General features: G+C 63.3%; 15 protein-coding genes. 7 read left to right on the forward strand and 8 right to left on the reverse strand.

The genetic code is table 11. The annotated features are described in order from the left end of the window. Positions 1 to 74 precede the first annotated feature (74 nt). The 3 genes from ACQ4N9_RS01305 to ACQ4N9_RS01315 are packed head-to-tail and all read left to right on the forward strand — an operon-like array spanning position 75 to position 1,842. A complete protein-coding gene (locus ACQ4N9_RS01305; protein WP_390969611.1) occupies positions 75 to 704 on the forward strand; it encodes an FMN-binding negative transcriptional regulator in 630 nt (209 codons plus the stop codon). 12 nt (positions 705 to 716) lie between these two features. Next, positions 717 to 1,163 carry a GNAT family N-acetyltransferase gene (locus tag ACQ4N9_RS01310; protein WP_390969613.1) on the forward strand — a complete coding sequence of 149 codons (447 nt, stop codon included), beginning with the start codon at positions 717 to 719 and terminating at the stop codon, positions 1,161 to 1,163. A gap of 7 nt (positions 1,164 to 1,170) precedes the next feature. Continuing rightward, the gene (locus tag ACQ4N9_RS01315) at positions 1,171 to 1,842 is read left to right on the forward strand and encodes a GNAT family N-acetyltransferase (protein WP_347151313.1); all 672 of its coding nucleotides are present in this window, start codon (positions 1,171 to 1,173) and stop codon (positions 1,840 to 1,842) included. 68 nt (positions 1,843 to 1,910) lie between these two features. Here the strand turns inward: ACQ4N9_RS01315 and ACQ4N9_RS01320 are convergent, their stop codons facing one another. From ACQ4N9_RS01320 to ACQ4N9_RS01330, 3 genes are all read right to left on the reverse strand, one after another. Next, the gene (locus ACQ4N9_RS01320; protein ID WP_062360088.1) at positions 1,911 to 2,189 is read right to left on the reverse strand and encodes a helix-turn-helix transcriptional regulator; all 279 of its coding nucleotides are present in this window, start codon (positions 2,187 to 2,189) and stop codon (positions 1,911 to 1,913) included. Then, positions 2,186 to 3,511 carry a type II toxin-antitoxin system HipA family toxin gene (locus tag ACQ4N9_RS01325; protein WP_390969615.1) on the reverse strand — a complete coding sequence of 442 codons (1,326 nt, stop codon included), beginning with the start codon at positions 3,509 to 3,511 and terminating at the stop codon, positions 2,186 to 2,188. The genes ACQ4N9_RS01320 and ACQ4N9_RS01325 overlap by 4 nt, the downstream gene beginning before the upstream one ends. A 211-nt stretch (positions 3,512 to 3,722) precedes the next feature. After that, the gene (locus tag ACQ4N9_RS01330; RefSeq protein ID WP_390969617.1) at positions 3,723 to 4,622 is read right to left on the reverse strand and encodes a homocysteine S-methyltransferase family protein; all 900 of its coding nucleotides are present in this window, start codon (positions 4,620 to 4,622) and stop codon (positions 3,723 to 3,725) included. Positions 4,623 to 4,727: 105 nt separating this feature from the next. Here ACQ4N9_RS01330 and ACQ4N9_RS01335 point away from each other — a divergent pair, with 105 nt between their 5' ends. Then, complete coding sequence (locus tag ACQ4N9_RS01335) at positions 4,728 to 5,549, forward strand: ABC transporter substrate-binding protein (protein ID WP_258705389.1); 822 nt, start codon at positions 4,728 to 4,730, stop codon at positions 5,547 to 5,549. Beyond that, on the forward strand, positions 5,546 to 6,367 hold the full coding sequence (locus ACQ4N9_RS01340) for an amino acid ABC transporter permease (RefSeq protein WP_390969619.1): 822 nt from the start codon (positions 5,546 to 5,548) through the stop codon (positions 6,365 to 6,367). Before ACQ4N9_RS01335 ends, ACQ4N9_RS01340 begins: the two co-directional genes overlap by 4 nt. Before the next feature lie 67 nt (positions 6,368 to 6,434). Here ACQ4N9_RS01340 and oadA read toward each other — a convergent pair whose 3' ends face one another. Then, complete coding sequence (gene oadA, locus ACQ4N9_RS01345) at positions 6,435 to 8,243, reverse strand: sodium-extruding oxaloacetate decarboxylase subunit alpha (RefSeq protein ID WP_110995085.1); 1,809 nt, start codon at positions 8,241 to 8,243, stop codon at positions 6,435 to 6,437. A gap of 11 nt (positions 8,244 to 8,254) precedes the next feature. After that, positions 8,255 to 9,670: an acetyl-CoA carboxylase biotin carboxylase subunit gene (locus ACQ4N9_RS01350; protein WP_430932019.1), complete on the reverse strand. Its 1,416-nt coding sequence runs from the start codon at positions 9,668 to 9,670 to the stop codon at positions 8,255 to 8,257. Between the two features lie 204 nt (positions 9,671 to 9,874). On the opposite strand from ACQ4N9_RS01350, the gene ACQ4N9_RS01355 reads away from it, so the two are divergent. Next, positions 9,875 to 10,822: a LysR family transcriptional regulator gene (locus ACQ4N9_RS01355; RefSeq protein ID WP_189654583.1), complete on the forward strand. Its 948-nt coding sequence runs from the start codon at positions 9,875 to 9,877 to the stop codon at positions 10,820 to 10,822. Here ACQ4N9_RS01355 and ACQ4N9_RS01360 read toward each other — a convergent pair. Together ACQ4N9_RS01360 and hexR are read right to left on the reverse strand one after the other, a co-directional pair. Then, complete coding sequence (locus ACQ4N9_RS01360; RefSeq protein ID WP_125861177.1) at positions 10,764 to 10,982, reverse strand: PA3496 family putative envelope integrity protein; 219 nt, start codon at positions 10,980 to 10,982, stop codon at positions 10,764 to 10,766. The two genes, ACQ4N9_RS01355 and ACQ4N9_RS01360, sit on opposite strands and share 59 nt — an antisense overlap. Before the next feature lie 279 nt (positions 10,983 to 11,261). Continuing rightward, positions 11,262 to 12,128 carry a transcriptional regulator HexR gene (hexR, locus tag ACQ4N9_RS01365; RefSeq protein ID WP_110995081.1) on the reverse strand — a complete coding sequence of 289 codons (867 nt, stop codon included), beginning with the start codon at positions 12,126 to 12,128 and terminating at the stop codon, positions 11,262 to 11,264. A 103-nt stretch (positions 12,129 to 12,231) separates the two neighbouring features. Here hexR and zwf point away from each other — a divergent pair, with 103 nt between their 5' ends. Next, positions 12,232 to 13,674: a glucose-6-phosphate dehydrogenase gene (gene zwf / locus ACQ4N9_RS01370; protein WP_322359686.1), complete on the forward strand. Its 1,443-nt coding sequence runs from the start codon at positions 12,232 to 12,234 to the stop codon at positions 13,672 to 13,674. 43 nt (positions 13,675 to 13,717) lie between these two features. On the opposite strand, the gene ACQ4N9_RS01375 is transcribed toward zwf, so the two are convergent. Continuing rightward, positions 13,718 to 16,591, reverse strand: coding sequence for a putative bifunctional diguanylate cyclase/phosphodiesterase (locus ACQ4N9_RS01375; protein WP_390969622.1), 2,874 nt, complete (start codon positions 16,589 to 16,591; stop codon positions 13,718 to 13,720). Positions 16,592 to 16,809 lie beyond the last annotated feature (218 nt).

Below are 16,809 nucleotides of genomic sequence, written 5' to 3' on the forward strand. Positions count from 1 at the left end.
AACAGTCATGAATGGCTCTTACACAGAGCCAATAGCCTGCCTAGGATGGAGCCACAGCACAAGGATCCCCCGGCATGTACAACAGCAAACCGCACCAGGAACACGACCTCGGCCGCCTGCACCAGCACATGCTGCAAACCCGTCTGGCCACGCTGGTCAGCCACGGCGAACAGGGGCTGCTGGCCAGCCACTTGCCGGTGCTGGTCGCCACCGACGAGGGCGAGTTCGGTACGGTCTATGGCCACCTCGCCCGGGCCAACCCGCAATGGCAGGACCTGGCGCAAGGCGCCGAAGCGTTGCTGGTATTCCCCGGCGCCGACGCCTATGTGAGCCCCGGGTTCTACCCGAGCAAGGCCGACAATCCCAAGGTGGTGCCCACCTGGAACTACACGGCGGTGCATGCCTGGGGCCCGGCGGCGGTGATCCACGAGCCCGCCTCCTTGCTCGACATCGTCAGCCGCCTCACCGACCGCCACGAGCAAGGCCGCGCAGCGCCGTGGCGCGTGGCCGATGCCCCTGCGGACTACCTCGACAGCATGCTGCGCGCCATCGTTGGCATCCGCCTGCCCATCGGCCGTTTGCAGGGCGCACGCAAACTCAGCCAGAACCGCTCGGCACAAGACATCGCCGGGGTACGCGAAGGCCTGGCCGCCAGCGCCGACCCTGTGGATAACCAACTCGCCGCGCACATGCGCGACCTCTGAAGGAAAAGGCCCATGACCAGCATCACCCTGCGCCCGGTGGGCGCCAACGACCACGCCGCCTGGCTGCCCCTGTGGCAGGCCTACCTGCGCTTCTATGCAACCGAACTGCCCGAGGCGGTCAGCGCCAGCACCTGGCAACGCCTGCTGGACGGGCACGAGCCGACCCATTCGGCGCTGGCCTGGGTCGATGGCAAGGCGGTGGGGATGGTCAACTTCATCTACCATCGTTCCAACTGGAGCATCGAACCTTCCTGCTACCTGCAGGACCTCTACGTGGACAGCGCAGTGCGCGGCCTGGGCATCGGCCGGCAGCTGATCGAGCATGTCTATGCCACGGCCAAGGCCGACGGCTGCGCCAAGGTGCACTGGCTGACCCACGAAACCAACGCCACCGCCATCAGCCTGTACGAGCAGGTTGCCGAGCGCCCCGGCTTCATCCAATTTCGCAAAGTACTGTAGGCCGCCCATGACCGACGCATTGAACTGGAAACCCGCCGGTACACCCAAGGCCGACCCCCTCGAGGGCCGTTTCATCCGCCTGGAGAAGCTCGACCCGGCGCGCCATGGCGCCGACCTCTGGGACGTGCTGCAAGGGCCAGGCTCGGACCCGGTGCTGTGGGACTACCTGCCCTATGGCCCGTTCGTCGAACGCGCCAGCTTCGACCGTTGGCTCGACGGCAACGCCGCCAGCCGCGACCCGTTGTTCTACAGCGTGATCGACCGCGCCAGCGGCCAGGTGCAGGGCATCCTCAGCTACATGTCGATCGTGCCGGAACAGGGCCGCTTCGAGATCGGCCATATCGCCTTCGGCGCCGCCATGCAGCGCACGCCCAAGGGCACCGAGGCGGTCTACCTGCTGAGCAAGCTGGGCTTCGAGCTGGGCAACCGCCGGCTGGAGTGGAAGTGCAACAACGCCAATGCTCGCTCCAAGCGTGCGGCGGAGCGGTTCGGTTTCGTGTTTGAAGGGGTGTTCCGTAACCACATGGTGGTCAAGGACCGCAATCGGGATACCGCCTGGTACTCGATCACCGATGCCGAGTGGCCGGCCGTGGCGGCGGGGTTCGAGCGTTGGTTGAGTGAGGAAAACCAGCAGCCTCAGGGACAGGTGCTGACGCTGGAGGCATGTCGCCTGGGCTGAAGCCGTCGCGGGGCAAGTCGCATCGGCGCACCGCCGCTCCAACACTTGCGACTTGCTCCGCGATGCAGTCAACCGATCTGCCGGTGACGACTGACCACACCCATTTTCAAGCCGAACGGCTTGAACACTGCATTCAACGACTTGAGCGTGGGGTTGCCTTCCCCCTGCTCGATCTGAATCAGCGTGCGAACCGAAATCTTGCACATCTTCGCAAACTGCGCCTGCTGCATCTTGGCCACCTCGACACGCAAGCGGCGCACTGCCGCGCCGAGTTCCAGGCTGCCGTCGGCGATACCTTCGCGCACAGCGTCGATCAACAAGCCGCGCACATCGATGGAAACTGTCATGCCAGCCCCCAGGCGGTCAGCCGCCGTTGCAGCGAACCGAGGGCAATGGCCGGATGGTTCATTACCGCATCAGAGAGCCCCATATCGGCCAGGATGTCCGGCAATGCCAGCAGGTTGTCGGCATCCTGGCGCAGGCGCTGGAAGGCCTGCTCCGGATCCATGAGGGGCGCCAAGGCATCGCAGGCCGCCCGCCAGTCGATTTCGCCAGCACGCTCGATGGGTGTCGGCCATTTGGTCGTCCGAGTTATTCCTTCCTGGTCCATCACCATTGGTGCCAAGTCATAGATAGGCGCCAGGCGTACCACATCACGCGTGCGGATGATGGCCGTATTGCGTCCATGGTTATCAGCGTTGCCCAGAATCTTGTTGATCAGGTCTCGACGCAAATAGTCCGCAATCATTTCAGGCACTTCACCTTTCTGCCCTGCTTCTTTCCACAGCCCGACCAGGGCCGCTATCACTTCCAGATGCCCCATTCGGCTACCGGCTTCGGTCACGCCGCACAATGAATACACCGACTCCACCGCGTACCGTTCTACCCCTTGGGCAGTGACCTGACGGTCGAAGCGTTCCATCCACAGGCTTGGCTTGCTGCCTTCTTCCAGCGCCATGTACGAGCTGGCCACCGTTTCCAGGCCAAGCTGTCGCAAGGCTTTGTAGTACAAGTGCTCAGCACGCAGGATTTCCTGGTCGTTGGCCAAGGCCTGATTTCTGGCGAACTTGATGAACCAGTGACGCTGGGCGCGCTCATCGGCAAGCACCGCGTCCGGATAAAGCCGGCCATCAGCGTCTTCGGTCATCAACAGCTTTGGCGCTTCGCCGCCGGCACCTGTTGCGCCGCCGATCGCCGCACCCTGCTCATAGGCGTACTCCAGAAAGCGTTGATCCCGCGTGACAACGTCCTCACGGGTAAAGCCCAAGGGATCTGCCAGATCCAGCTGTTCGGTCGACTCCTTGATACGCAAGTTGCCAACTGGTGCGGGAGTACAGCGCCCTAACAGAAAAAGGTCATCGCCGATGTCTGCCGGTTTCTCACGGCCTATGTGCTTGAGCAGAAAGCGCTTGGCCGCGCCTGCAGGGACGATGTCATGTAGGAATGCAGGGGCGTGTGCCAGCCGATGAGCACCAAAATCGACGGGTAGCCTGGCGCTTACCGCTTGGCAGAACAGGCTGTCGTAGGCGTCTGTATGGCTTTTTACGTAATCGGAGGTGTAGGCGAACTCGCAGGGGCTGAGCAAACTTTGCTCAGGCGCGGCAAAATTCAAAGCCATGGCGTCATGCCATTGGCCGTTGGTGTATAGCTGGAGCGTCAGTCTGCTCATTGATCACCTGCAATTTACTGCACTTTTTGCATCGAGACTTGGACAAGTCTGCAGTATAGTGCAGATTCAGACGACAACATCGTTTGAATCTGCATTTAAATGCACTTATGGATCCTGCGACGACAAAAAGCTGCAGCAAAGTGCAGTTTAAAAACCATGGGGATACTAGTCCCATTGGCCCACCCTCAGCGGCAGGCCACGATCTACCTCGTCAAACCAAATTCGCCTTGAGCTCGGCAATGTGCTCCGGGCCGATCCCGCAGCAACCGCCGACCAAACTGGCACCGCGCTGGCGCCAGTTCTGTGCCCAACTCAGGTAGCCCGGTGGGTCGAGGTCTTCGCGCAGCTCGTCCAGGCCATCATTGGCCGTTGCATCCTTGGGCTGGGGCGGGAAGGCGTTGGCGTAGGCACCGATGGCGATATCAGCCCCCAGGCGCTCGAATGCTGCCTTGGCGGCATCGATGGCATCACCGATCACTTCGGGCTGGCTGCAGTTGAACAGCAACACCTGCGCACCAAGCGCGGCAACGGCTTCGGCGGCTTGCGCGACCGGTTCGCCCGAGCGCAGCCGTGGCACGTCATCGACATCTTCATCGCGCAGGGTGAACGACACCCAGAACGGCTTGCCATCGCGCGGCAGCTGCGCGTGGATGGCACGCACTTCCGCGATCGAACTCTGGGTTTCCGCCAGCCACAGGTCGACATGCTCGGCCAGGCCTTCAAGCAACGGCGTCAGCACTGCGGCGACCTGTTGCGGCTGGAACAGGTCCGGGCGATAGGAACCGAACAGCGGCGGCAAGGAACCGGCGACCCGCACCCTGCCCCCTGCAGCATCGGCAGCCGCCCGTGCCAATTGCCCTGCGGTTTGTGCCAGGGCGTAGCCCTCTTTGGCAAAGCGCGCTTCGCCGATATGAAAGGGCACTACCGCATAGCTGTTGCTGGTGATCACTTCGGCACCCGCCGCGATGTAGGCGGCATGGACGGCCACTACGGCCTCCGGCGCCTCGCTCAGCGCCAGCGCCGACCACTCCGGCTGACGAAACGGCGCACCCCGGCGCTGCAATTCCCGCCCCATGCCGCCATCCAGAATAACCAACGACCGTTCGCCCATATGCCATTCACTTATATTGATATGAATAAAATTCACTAGTTAGTACATGCTTATAACTATTAAATATCAAACATCCTTAATTCAAGCACTTTTTCAGGTATCTCCATGCGTTTACCAACCTTGCTGGGCGCCGGTCTCCTTGCCCTGAGCGCTGCTACTCAAGCCTTCGCAGGCGCCACGCTGGAACGCGTGGAAACTCGCAAGGAACTGGTCAATGTGCTGATGGAGAGCTACCCGCCGTTCTCTTTCCTCAACGAGCAGAATCAGCTCGACGGCTTCGATGTGGACGTGGCCAAGGCAGTCGCCGAAAAACTGGGCGTGAAGCTGCGCCTGGAAACACCCTCCTGGGACGTGATCGCTGCGGGCCGCTGGAGCGGCCGCTACGACATCTGCATCTGCTCGATGACGCCGAGCAAGGCGCGCGCCGAAGTGTTCGACTTCCCGGTGGAGTACTACGCCTCGCCGGCGGTGATCGTGGTCAACGCCAAGGACGAGCGCATCCACTCGGCCAAGGACCTGGACGGCCGCAAGGTCGGCCTGACCAGTGCCTCCAGCTACGAGAGCTACCTGAACAAGAACCTGGTGATCGAAGGCGCCGAAGACCGCAAGATCGACTACCCCTTCGACTTCGTCCAGGCCGCCCCGTACGACACCGACAACGTTGCCTTCCAGGACCTCGGCCTGGGCGCCGGCGTGCGCCTGGATGCAATCCTGACCAACCTGGTGACCGCGCAACCCCGCCTGGACCAGGACAAGCGTTTCAAGCTGGCCGGGGCGCCGTTGTATGAAGAGCCCAACTCGGTGGCCATCGAGAAAGGCGACCCGGAATGGGATGCCAAGGTGCGCCAGGTGTTCGCCGAGCTGAAAGCCGAGGGTACGCTGGCGAAGCTTTCGCAGAAGTGGATCGGCGCCGACATCAGTAAATGAGTGCACATCAACCTGCTCCCAAACCCGTCGTCACATCGACGGGCACGCGCCTGCTCGGCTTTCGCAGCCGGCTGTACCTGACGTGGCTGGTATTGTTGCTGCTGTTCGTGGGCTTTTTCTTAAACTTTGATCTGAAATTTTCGATCATCGTGGAGAAATTCCCCAACCTTGCAGGCTTCCGGCTTGGCCCCAACGGCTTTTTGCAAGGCGCCGCGCTGACCCTGTTCCTGTGCATCTGCTCGATGTTCACCTCGGTGCTGCTGGGCTTTGCCGCCGCCTTGGCAAGGCTGTCCAGCAGTGCGGTGCTGTTTGGCGTGGCGAGTTTCTACACCTCGTTCTTTCGCGGCACACCGCTGTTGATCCAGATTCTGCTGATCTACCTGGGCCTGCCACAGCTGGGCCTGGTGCCGGGCGCCATCGCCGCCGGGATCATCGCCCTGTCGCTGAACTACGGCGCCTACCTGAGCGAGATCTTCCGCGCCGGCATCATCGGCGTCGCCGTCGGCCAGCGCCAGGCGGCCCTGGCCCTGGGCATGCGCCCGGCGGCGATCTTCTGGCACATCACCCTGCCCCAGGCCATGCGCACCATCATCCCGCCGAGCGCCAACCAGTTCATCTCGATGCTCAAGGACTCGTCGCTGATTTCGGTGATGGGTGTCTGGGAAGTGATGTTCCTGGCCCAGTCCTACGGCCGCTCCAGCTATCGCTACCTGGAGATGCTGACCACCGCGGCGGTGATCTACTGGGTGCTGTCGATCCTGCTGGAGCTGGTGCAGGCCCGGCTGGAGCGGCATTTCGGCAAGGGTTACCAACGCTGAACGGCAGGCGAAAAAAAGGGGAGCATTCGCTCCCCAGAGGTTAACCGCTTGTAGATGAAGGCTTATCTCAGCCTTCGATCTCGATCAGGATCTCGCCCGGGGTGACCCGGTCGCCCTTGGCCACATGGATGGCCACGACCTTGCCGGCGATCGCCGCCTGCACTTCGGTCTCCATCTTCATGGCTTCGGTGATCAGCACCGCTTGACCGGCCTTGACCACATCACCTTCCTTGACCAGCACATCGACGATGTTGCCCGGCATGGTGGTGCTGACGTGGCCCGGTGCGCTGGCCTGCTTGCGCTTGCTGCTGCCACCGCCGACGAACTCGTTGAGTGGCTCGAACACCACTTCTTCCGGCATGCCGTCGATGGACAGGTAGAAGTGACGCTTGCCTTCGGCCTTGACGCCCACGCCGGTGATGTCGACGCGGTAGGTTTCACCGTGCACGTCGATGACGAACTCGGTCGGCACGCCTTCACCGCCCACCGAACCCACCGCGCCGGCTTCCGGAATCGGCAGCAGGGCTTCGGGGGTGAGGGTGCCGGCTTCGCGCTCTTCGAGGAACTTGCGCCCGATGTCCGGGAACATGGCGAAGGTCAGCACGTCTTCTTCACTGCGCGCCAGCGCGCCGATGTCACTGCGCAGCTTGGCCATTTCCGGCTTGAGCAGGTCGGCCGGGCGCACGTCGATCACTTCTTCGCTGCCGATGGCCTGGCGGCGCAGTTGCTCGTTGACCACGCCCGGGGCTTTGCCGTAGCCGCCCTGCAGGTACAGCTTCACTTCGTTGGTGATGGTCTTGTAGCGCTCGCCGGCCAGCACGTTGAAGAACGCCTGGGTGCCAACGATCTGCGAGGTCGGGGTGACCAGCGGCGGGAAGCCGAGGTCTTCGCGCACCCGTGGGATCTCGGCCAGCACTTCACCCATGCGGTTGAGCGCACCTTGCTCCTTGAGCTGGTTGGCCAGGTTGGAAATCATCCCGCCCGGGACCTGGTTGACCTGCACGCGGGTATCCACGGCGGTGAACTCGCTCTCGAACTGGTGGTACTTCTTGCGCACGGCATAGAAATACAGGCCGATCTCCTGCAGCAGCTCCAGGTCCAGGCCGGTGTCGAACTCGCTGCCCTTGAGCGCGGCGACCATCGATTCGGTGCCCGGGTGGCTGGTGCCCCAGGCGAAGCTGGAAATGGCGGTGTCGATGTGGTCGACACCGTTTTCAACGGCCTTGAGCTGGCACATCGCGGCCAGGCCGGCGGTGTCGTGGGAGTGGATGAACACCGGCAGCGACTGCTCGGCCTTGAGTGCCTTGACCAGCTCGCCGGTGGCGAACGGGGTCAGCAGGCCGGCCATGTCCTTGATCGCCACCGAGTCGCAACCCATGGCTTCCATCTGCTGGGCCTGCTTCACGAAGGCATCGATGGTGTGCACGGGGCTGGTGGTGTAGGCGATGGTGCCCTGGGCGTGCTTGCCGGCGGCCTTGACCGCCTCGATGGCCACGCGCAGGTTACGCACGTCGTTCATGGCGTCGAAGATGCGGAACACGTCGATACCGTTGACCGCAGCCTTGGCGACGAAGGCTTTGACCACGTCGTCGCTGTAATGGCGGTAGCCCAGCAGGTTCTGGCCGCGCAGGAGCATCTGCAGGCGGGTGTTGGGCAGCGCGCTGCGCAGCTTGCGCAGGCGCTCCCACGGGTCTTCTTTCAAGAAGCGCACGCAGGCGTCGAAGGTGGCGCCGCCCCAGACTTCCAGCGACCAGTAGCCGACTTTGTCGAGCTTGTCGCAGATCGGCAGCATGTCTTCGGTACGCATGCGGGTGGCCAGCAGGGACTGGTGGGCGTCGCGCAGGATCGTGTCGGTAACAAAGATTTTCTTGGACATTATTCGGTTCCTCACAGGCCTGCGTGGGCGGCGATGGCGGCGGCGATGGCCAGGGCCAGCTCTTCGGGTTTGCGCTTGATCGAGTAGTTGGTCAGTTCGGGGTGGCTTTCGACGAAGCTGGTGTTGAACTGGCCGCTACGGAATTCGGGGTTGCGCAGGATTTCCTGGTAATACGCGGCGGTGGTCTTCACCCCCTGCACGCGCATGTCGTCCAGGGCCCGCAGGCCGCGGTCCATGGCTTCCTCCCAGGTCAGTGCCCACACCACCAGCTTCAGGCACATGGAGTCGTAGAACGGTGGAATGGTGTAGCCGGTGTAGATCGCCGTGTCGGTGCGCACGCCCGGGCCGCCGGGGGCGTAGTAACGGGTGATCTTGCCGAAGCTGGGCAGGAAGTTGTTCTTCGGGTCTTCGGCGTTGATGCGGAACTGCAGGGCGAAGCCGCGGTGCTGGATGTCTTCCTGCTTGATCGACAGCGGCAGGCCCGAAGCGATACGGATCTGCTCGCGGACGATGTCGATGCCGGTGATTTCCTCGGTGATGGTGTGTTCCACCTGCACCCGGGTGTTCATTTCCATGAAGTACACCTCGCCCTCGGCGAGCAGGAACTCCACGGTACCGGCGTTCTCGTAGTTCACCGCCTTGGCCGCACGCACGGCCAGGTCGCCGATGTAGGCGCGCTGCTCAGGGGTGAGCTGCGGGCTTGGGGCGATCTCGATGAGCTTCTGGTTGCGGCGCTGGATCGAGCAGTCGCGCTCGAACAGGTGCACCACGTTGCCGAAGCTGTCACCGAGGATCTGCGCCTCGATGTGCTTGGGGTTGACGATGCATTTTTCCAGGAACACTTCTGCCGAGCCGAAGGCCTTGGTGGCTTCGGAAATGACCCGGGGGAAGTTCTGTTCCAGCTCTTCACGGCTGTTGCAGCGGCGAATGCCGCGCCCGCCACCGCCGGAAGTGGCCTTGAGCATCACCGGATAACCGATGCGGTCGCCTTCCTGCAGGGCTTCGTGGATGTCGGCAACGTTGCCTTCAGTGCCCGGGGTCACCGGCACGCCGGCCTGGATCATGGTGCGGCGCGCTTCGGTCTTGTCGCCCATGCGGCGAATCACGTCAGCGGCCGGGCCGATGAACTTGATTCCGCGTTCGGCGCAGATCTCCGCCAGTTCGGCGTTTTCCGACAGGAAACTGTAGCCCGGGTGCAGGGCATCACAGCCGGTTTCCACAGCCAGGTTGACCAGCTTGCGCGGGTTCAGATAACCGGCCAGGGGCTCGGCACCAATGCTGTAGGCCTCATCGGCGCGCTTGACGTGCAAGGCGTGACGGTCGGCGTCGGCGTAGATCGCCACAGAGCGAATGCCCATCTCGGCGCAAGCGCGCACGATTCGAACTGCGATTTCACCCCGGTTGGCGATCAGGATTTTTTTTATCACTGGAGTCTTCCCAAAGCCGTAGGAACAGACGATCCGGTTTCACCGGTCGGCGCGTGACCAGACGTCGCTGGCCAGTCGCACAATCACCCTAGCGCTGTAGGTCGATAAACAAAAATCAATATTTGTTAGGGCCAGTATTAGCAAAAGCTTATAGTTCGGTAACAAGGTTTTGCCAAAACAGGTGAAAAGATGCGTAAGTCATTGATGCGTATGACGTTGCGTCAATTGCAGATCTTCAATGAAGTGTGTGATTTGCGCTCCTACAGCCGGGCGGCCGAGGAAATGGCGCTGACGCAACCCGCCGTAAGTCTACAGATACGTCAGCTCGAAGAACTGGTGGGCCAGCCACTGTTCGAGTACGTCGGCAAGAAGCTCTACCTGACCGAGGCCGCCGAAGCGTTGCAACGCGCCAGCCGGGACATCTTCGGGCGCCTGGAGAACCTCGACATGCAGCTGTCGGACATGCAGGGCTCACTGCAGGGTCAGCTGAAACTGGCGATCGAATCCAGCGCCAAGTACTTCGTGCCACACCTGTTCGCCGCCTTCAAGCAGCGCCACCCGGAGGTCAACCTGACCTTGACGGTGGTCAACCGGGCCCAGGCGATCAGGCGCCTGTCGGACAACCGCGACGACCTGATCATCATGTCCATGGTGCCCCAGGACATGGGGCTGGAGTTCCTGCCCTTCCTCAACAACCCGATCGTCGCCGTGGCGCCGCCGGACCACCCGCTGTGCAAGCTCGAGAGCCTGCGCCTGCAGGACCTTGAACCTCATACCCTGCTGGTCCGCGAGCAAGGCTCGGGCACGCGCAAGGCCTGCGAGGAGTTCTTCAAGGACAAGCGCGTGCACTTCACCCAGACCCTGGAGGTCGCCTCCACCGATTCGCAGCGTGAATGCGTGGTGGCGGGCCTCGGGATAGCCCTGCTGACCCGCCATGCGGTCAACCTGGAACTGGCCACAGGCCTGCTCAAGGAGCTGCCGGTCGAGGAGTTGCCGCTGTACCGCAGTTGGTGCATCGTGCAGGCCAAAGCCAAGCGCCAGTCACCGGTGGCCTTGGCGTTCCAGGCATTCATCCGCAGCGAACGTGCGCAGATCAGCGCGCTTGTTGAGCGTTTTTCGGGGAAGTTGCCGCCGATACCTGCCACACCGTGATGTCCTGCAGCTCGGGGTAGTCGGCCAGCGAGCGCAGCAGTTCGCGGCGGTCGCAGTAGCTTTCGATCGCGCGGCGGAACTCCATGCGGCGCTGGTCCTTTTCCTGCTGCTTGCGAGCCTTGGCGTTGGGTTGGTACGAACCGTCGTGTTCACGTGCCATTGCCTGTCTCCCAGATAGGATGGGGGGAGTTTCAGACTGGCGCTGCAGGTTTACCGTTTGGCGGTGGAAGGGTGACAGATTCGTGAATCTTCGCTGCCTTTACCAGCCATGTCGCAGGCTTTGACCCCTCCCACAGGCCTGGCGCATATCCTGTGGGAGCGGCTTTAGCCGCGAAGCAGGCGACAGGGTGCATGGCACCGGCTTCGCCGGTGTTCGCGGCTGAAGCCGCTCCCACAGAGCCGGTGTCGCTTCAGAAGTTTGCGATTAAGCCCGTGCAGATCAGTCGTCTGTAGCCTTGATCGACTTGGGCGACAAACGCAGGCTGCGCAAGCTGCGCTTCACGCTCTTGAGGTGGTTGACCAGGCTCGGGCCACGGGCCATGGCCACGCCCATGGCCAGCACGTCGATCACTACCAGGTGAGCAATGCGCGACGTCAGCGGGGTGTAGATTTCGGTGTCTTCGTGCACGTCGATCGCCAGGTTGACCGTCGACAGTTCGGCCAACGGTGTCTGGCTGGGGCACAGGGTGATCAGGTTTGCACCGCTCTCGCGCACCAGGTTGGCGGTGATCAGCAGGTCCTTGGAGCGCCCCGACTGCGAGATGCACACTGCCACGTCACCCGGCTTCAAGGTAACCGCCGACATCGCCTGCATGTGCGGGTCGGAATAGGCCGCAGCTGTGAGCAGCAGACGGAAGAACTTGTGCTGGGCGTCGGCGGCCACCGCGCCGGACGCGCCAAAACCATAGAACTCCACGCGCTGCGCCTGGGCCATGGCACTCACCGCTTGCTGCAGGGCCTGCGGGTCGAGGTGCTCACGCACTTCCATCAGGGTGTGCAAGGTGGTGTCGAAGATCTTCAGGCTGTAGTCGGCAACCGAGTCGTCTTCATGGATGGCGAACTGGCCGAAACTGGCCCCGGCGGCCAGGCTCTGCGCCAGCTTGAGCTTGAGATCCTGGAAGCCCGAACAACCGATCGCCCGGCAGAATCGCACGATGGTCGGCTCGCTGATCCCCACGTTGTGCGCCAGGTCGGCCATCGAACTGTGCATGACGGCAGCCGGATCGAGCAGCACGTGGTCGGCCACTTTGAGTTCCGATTTGCGCAACAGGTGGCGCGATTGGGCGATATGTTGCAACAGATTCACGGTCTGGACTCGGTTATGATCGGCTGGCCGGGATGTAGCTTTCTTGTAGTTATACTACATGCTCGCCAACCCGCCCAGTTAAACGAACGTGGAGAGTGGTGGTTTGACTATACCTTGCGACATCCTGGTCTTCGGCGGCACCGGCGATCTGGCCCTGCACAAGCTGCTTCCGGCGCTCTACCACCTGTATCGCGAGGCCCGCCTGCACAATGCCGTGCGGATCATCTCCCTGGCCCGTCGCCCGTTGCCGCGCAACGACTACGTCAAGCTCGCCGAACGCCACTGCCGCGCACAGATCGCCCGCCAGGACTTCGACGAAGAGGTCTGGCAGCGCTTCTCGGCGCGCCTGGACTACTTCCCCATGGACGCCGCGCAAAGCGCCGACTTCGGCCGCCTGGCGCGCTACCTGGGCGAGCCCGGCGGGCTGACACGCATCTACTACCTGGCCACCGCGCCCCAGCTGTTCGTGCCCATCGCCAACCACCTGCGCATCGCCGGCCTGGCCGACAACGAGGCGCGCATCGTGCTGGAAAAGCCCATCGGCCACTCGCTGGAGTCGGCCACCGCGATCAACGAAGCGATCGGCGAAGTGTTCGACGAGTCCCAGGTGTTCCGCATCGACCACTACCTGGGCAAGGAAACGGTGCAGAACCTCATGGCCCTGCGCTTCGCCAACGCCCTGCTGGAGCCGGTGTGGCGCAACAGCCAGGTGGACCATGTGCAGATCAGCGTCTGCGAAACCCTCGGCGTGGAGAGCCGCGGCGCCTACTACGACCGCGCTGGCGCCACCCGCGACATGCTGCAGAACCACCTGCTGCAGCTGCTGTGCCTGGTGGCCATGGAGCCGCCGGCGCAGTTCGACGCCGAAGCCGTGCGGGACGAGAAGGTGAAGATCCTGCGCGCCCTCAAACCGATCACTGGCCAGGACGTGCAGGACAAGACGGTGCGCGGCCAGTATGGCGCCGGCAAGATCGGCGGCCAGGAAGTACCCGCCTATTACTTCGAGAAAGATGTCGACAACGACAGCGACACCGAGACCTTCGTCGCCGTCCAGGCGCACGTCGACAACTGGCGCTGGGCTGGGGTGCCGTTCTACCTGCGCACCGGCAAACGCATGGCACGGCGTTCGTCGCAGATCGTCATCCAGTTCAAGCCAGTGCCCCATGAGCTGTTCAGCGGCGGCCAGGTCAACCAGTTGCTGATCCAGCTACAGCCGGACGAGCACATCAGCCTGCGCATGATGACCAAGAGCCCCGGCAAAGGCATGCGCCTGGCGCCCGTCGAGCTCGACCTCAACCTCGCCCAGGCATTCGCCCAGACCCGCCGTTGGGACGCCTACGAGCGCTTGCTGCTGGATGTAATGGAAGGTGACTCCACGCTGTTCATGCGCCGTGACGAGGTGGAGGCCGCCTGGGCCTGGATCGACCCGATCCTGCAGGGCTGGGAAGAACACTTCCAGGCGCCACGCCCTTACCCCGCGGGCAGCAACGGGCCGGAGCAGGCCAACAGCCTGCTCGCGCGCCAGGGCCAGGCCTGGCACCTGTAAACGGCGCTGCAATCGCCTGGCCAACGGCAGCGCCGCTCCCAGGCTAGCGCAACAGGTCGGTCGGACGCTCAAGCAATGCCTGGAACGAGGCCGCGTCCACCGGCCGGCTGATCAGGTAGCCCTGCACCTCGTCGCAACCCTGCTCGCGCAGGAACTGCAGCTGCTCGCGGGTTTCAACACCCTCGGCCACCACCTGCAGTTGCAGGCTCTTGGCCATGGCGATGATCGCCCGGGTGATCGCCGCATCCTGGTTGCCGTCGTGCAGGCCACGGATGAATGCCTGGTCGATCTTCACGTAGTCCACCGGGAAGCGTTTCAGGTAGCTGAGCGATGAATAGCCGGTGCCGAAGTCGTCGATCGCCAGTTTGACCCCCAGTTCATGGAGCTGCTCGAAAGTGGCGATGATGTGCTCGACGCTGTCCAGCAACTGGCTTTCGGTGAGTTCCAACTCCAGCAGGTGTGGCGCCAGCCCCGACTCCTGCAGCACCTGGCGCACCAGGCTGACCAGCTTGCCCTGGCGCAGCTGGTACACCGACAGGTTGACCGAGACCCGCACTTCCAGCCCCTGGCGCAACCACTCACAGGCCTGCCAGCAGGCCTGGCGCAACACGAACTCGCCCATCGGCGCGATCAGCCCGGTCTCTTCCGCCAAACCGATGAATTCGCCCGGCGGCACCATGCCCCACTCCGGGTGCTGCCAGCGCACCAGCGCCTCGGCAGCATGCAACTGGCCGGTGCGCAGGCACAACTTGGGCTGGTAGTAGACCAGCAGTTGGCCTTCGTCGATGGCCTTGCGCAGCTGGTTCTCCAGTTGCAGGCGCTCCAGGGTGCTGGCGCGCAGGCTCTCGGTGTAGAACTGGAAATTGTCGCCGCCCAAGTGCTTGGCGTGCTGCTTGGCCATGTCGGCCTGGCTGACCAGCGCATTGAGGTCGAAGGTGGCATCCGACAGCACGCTGATACCCACCGAAGCGCTGATCACTACTTCATGCCCACCCAAGCGCTGCGGCACCCGCAGCTTGTCGAGCAGGCGCGTGGTGACCCGCACCAGGCTGGAAAGGTTGGTGTAACCGTCGAACAGGATGGCGAACTCGTCACCCGACAGCCGCGCCACGGTATCGGCCTCCGGTACCGCGTTGGCGATTCGCTGGGCCGTCTTCTTGAGCAACTGGTCGGCCAGCTCATGGCCGAGGCTCTCGTTGAGCAGCTTGAAGCGATCCAGGTCGACGTGCAGCAAGGCCAGGCTGCGCCCGTTCAGACGTATGCGCTGGGTGGCCTCGTGCAGGCGCAGGCGGAACAACGCACGGTTGGCAAGCCCGGTCAGATCGTCGTAGTGCGCCAGGTAGCGCAGGCGCTCCTCTGACTCGCGCCGGGCCGATAGATCGGTGTAGAAGCCGACGATGTTGGCGATGCGGCCGCGCGCATCACGCACGCTGTTGAGCTGCAACCACTGCGGGTAGAGCTCGCCGTTCTTGCGCGCCTCGACCAGTTCGCCCTGCCAGCGCCCCTGTTGCTCCAACGCCTGATCAATGGCCTGGCTGTGCCGCCGCGCATCGCGGCTGCAGGGCAGCTCCAGGGCGTTGCGAGCGATCAGCTCGGCACGGCCGTAGCCGGTAACGTCGCAGAACGCCTGGTTGACCGCCAACAACTGGAAGCTTGCGTCGAGGATCGCGATGCCTTCGCTGGCGGCCTCGAATACCGTGGCGGCCAGGCGTTGCTGTTCTTCCTGCTCCTTGTGCGCGGAGATGTCACGACGGGTGCCAAGCATGCGCACCACCTTGCCGTCGACATCGCGCTCTACCGCCCGGCCGCGGTCCTCGATCCAGCACCAGTGGCCCTGCACATGGCGTACCCGGTACTCGACCCGGTAGTCCTCGGTGCGCCCTTTGAGATGCTCGACCAAGGTGCGCCGCAGCAGCGGCAGGTCATCGGGGTGCAGCCGGGGCTTGAGGTCGGCGCGAACCGAGCGGACCTGGTCGCCATCGAGGCCGAACAGGGCGTGCAACTGGGTGTGATGAACCTCGTCGCTTTCCAGGTTCCAGTCCCAAAGGCCCAGCTCGCTGGCCTGCAGCGCCAGGGCCAGGCGTTGCTCGCTCTTGCTCAGCGCCTGGTTGGCCAGGTCCAGCTCATGGCTGCGCTGGGCCACGCGCTGTTCGAGGCCGTCGTGGGCCAGGCGCAACTCGTCCTCGGCCTGGCGGCGTTGGCGAACTTCGGTGCTGAGCTGGTGGTTGAGGTCCTCGGCGTGGCGCTGGGTGCTTTGCAGGTGCTCGATCAATGCCTGGTTCTGAAAGCGCCGCAGCAGGCCGCGCTCGATCAGCCGATTGACCTGCCAGGCCACCACCATCAGGGCGCCCAGCAGAATCAGCCCCAGCCAACCCCAGCCACGTTGGTGGCCGGCGTCATAAGCGAACAGGAAAAGAGTCGGCGGCAACAAGCAGGGCAAGGCGAAACTCAGAAATGCCGGCAGGCTGACGGCATAAGCAACGCTGGCCGACAACACCGCAGTGCCCAGCAGGCCGAACACCCAGGCCTGTTGCTCGAAGTTGTCCACAGGCACCAGGGCAATCGCCGCGCTGGCCAGTGTCAGCCCGCTGAAGGCGGAGCCGGCGAGGAACATGCGTCGCCAGTTTGGCCTGGCCTGGCGCGAGGGGGTCGCCGCCTCGAACGCCGCCACCTGGATCACCCGCAGGGCGACCAGCGCCAGCAGCCAGGCCAGCCATACGCTCACCAGCAGATAGCGCGCAGGGCTCCACAACAGCCAGGCGCAGAGCGTACCGGTCAGCAGCATGAACAGCGTGGGCAACAGGGAGCCCTGGTACAGCAGGCGGGTGCGCTCGATAGACAGCTGAGTGGCGAATTGCCTGCGAACGCTCCGTGTCGTCTCTGGCGATGCTCCGATCGCCATGCAATCCTGGGTCATAGGGCTGGTTTCTTGTTGTGTTTTTGTTATGGCAGACCACAAATGTGCAGGGAGAATACACAAGCGCCGCGCCGGACCAAACTGCTCCAGGTCATGATTTTGAAATTGTCCCGCCCGTCCAAATGCGACCGCTCAACCACGCAGGCTGGCGAGCCATGCCGATGAACGGTAAATCGCCCGCCTGGTGATTTGCGTCGGCGGCGTTTGCCCCTGCCCCC

The organism is Pseudomonas sp. ES1 (assembly GCF_050586605.1).
Lineage (GTDB): Bacteria > Pseudomonadota > Gammaproteobacteria > Pseudomonadales > Pseudomonadaceae > Aquipseudomonas > Aquipseudomonas sichuanensis.

Bases quoted from the DNA above. Each gene is read 5' to 3' on its own strand.
- ACQ4N9_RS01305 (WP_390969611.1), top strand. From the start codon at position 75: ATGTACAACAGCAAACCGCACCAGGAACACGACCTCGGCCGCCTGCAC.
- ACQ4N9_RS01310 (WP_390969613.1), top strand. From the start codon at position 717: ATGACCAGCATCACCCTGCGCCCGGTGGGCGCCAACGACCACGCCGCC.
- ACQ4N9_RS01315 (WP_347151313.1), top strand. From the start codon at position 1,171: ATGACCGACGCATTGAACTGGAAACCCGCCGGTACACCCAAGGCCGAC.
- ACQ4N9_RS01320 (WP_062360088.1), bottom strand. From the start codon at position 2,189: ATGACAGTTTCCATCGATGTGCGCGGCTTGTTGATCGACGCTGTGCGC.
- ACQ4N9_RS01325 (WP_390969615.1), bottom strand. From the start codon at position 3,511: ATGAGCAGACTGACGCTCCAGCTATACACCAACGGCCAATGGCATGAC.
- ACQ4N9_RS01330 (WP_390969617.1), bottom strand. From the start codon at position 4,622: ATGGGCGAACGGTCGTTGGTTATTCTGGATGGCGGCATGGGGCGGGAA.
- ACQ4N9_RS01335 (WP_258705389.1), top strand. From the start codon at position 4,728: ATGCGTTTACCAACCTTGCTGGGCGCCGGTCTCCTTGCCCTGAGCGCT.
- ACQ4N9_RS01340 (WP_390969619.1), top strand. From the start codon at position 5,546: ATGAGTGCACATCAACCTGCTCCCAAACCCGTCGTCACATCGACGGGC.
- oadA (WP_110995085.1), bottom strand. From the start codon at position 8,243: ATGTCCAAGAAAATCTTTGTTACCGACACGATCCTGCGCGACGCCCAC.
- ACQ4N9_RS01355 (WP_189654583.1), top strand. From the start codon at position 9,875: ATGCGTATGACGTTGCGTCAATTGCAGATCTTCAATGAAGTGTGTGAT.
- ACQ4N9_RS01360 (WP_125861177.1), bottom strand. From the start codon at position 10,982: ATGGCACGTGAACACGACGGTTCGTACCAACCCAACGCCAAGGCTCGC.
- ACQ4N9_RS01375 (WP_390969622.1), bottom strand. From the start codon at position 16,591: ATGACCCAGGATTGCATGGCGATCGGAGCATCGCCAGAGACGACACGG.